We start from the raw sequence: 622 nt of genomic DNA on the forward strand, positions 1-622 counted from the left end.
AAGCCTCTAGAAATTTAGGGGTAAATCCCAACATGCTTGGTCGGTGGATAAAAGAAGCTGAAAATGATGATGGGCAGGCTTTTAGAGGGAACGGTAATTTAACCCCTGAGCAAGAAGAGATCAGAGAGCTAAAAGCGCAAGTGAAACGCCTAGAAATGCAGTGTGAAATATTAAAAAAAGCGACGGTCTTCTTTGCCAAAGAAACGAAGTGAAATATTCGTTCATAACCCAATACAAGAAGACCTAGCCTGTGGCGGTCATGTGCCAAATACTGGGTGTAAAAAGTAACAATTACTATAGTTATCAAAAGCGATATTCAACTAAATCAGAGGATCCAACACATCAAGAAATGATTGATTGGGTCAAGGACATAGCGCACTTCAGTGATAATACTTACGGTGAAAGGCGTATTCAGAAAGTCTTAAATGCACTCGGTTTTCCGGTGAGCCGTCACAAAACAGCACCGTTAATGAAAGAGGCAAATGTCTGGGTGCGTTATAAAAAGAAATACAAAGTTTGCCGATATCGGTATTGAGTTGAGCCGACAAACCATGTCGAGTTGGATGCTACGCTGCGCGCAATTGTTGTCACCGCTGTATCAGCGCTTAAAAGAAACCTTGGT

The 622-nt window shown here is 41.8% G+C and carries 1 protein-coding gene and 1 pseudogene; both read left to right on the forward strand.

Annotated features, from left to right (window positions below; translation table 11 throughout):
* A pseudogene (locus CWB66_RS22670) lies at positions 1 to 517 on the forward strand (transposase); the annotation flags it as partial.
* A gap of 34 nt (positions 518 to 551) precedes the next feature.
* Positions 552 to 622: hypothetical protein (locus CWB66_RS22675; protein WP_289508503.1), on the forward strand; the 71-nt coding region annotated here is incomplete at its 3' end.

Origin of the sequence: Pseudoalteromonas sp. S558 (assembly GCF_005886635.1) — a bacterium.
Taxonomy (GTDB): Bacteria; Pseudomonadota; Gammaproteobacteria; order Enterobacterales; family Alteromonadaceae; genus Pseudoalteromonas; species Pseudoalteromonas aliena.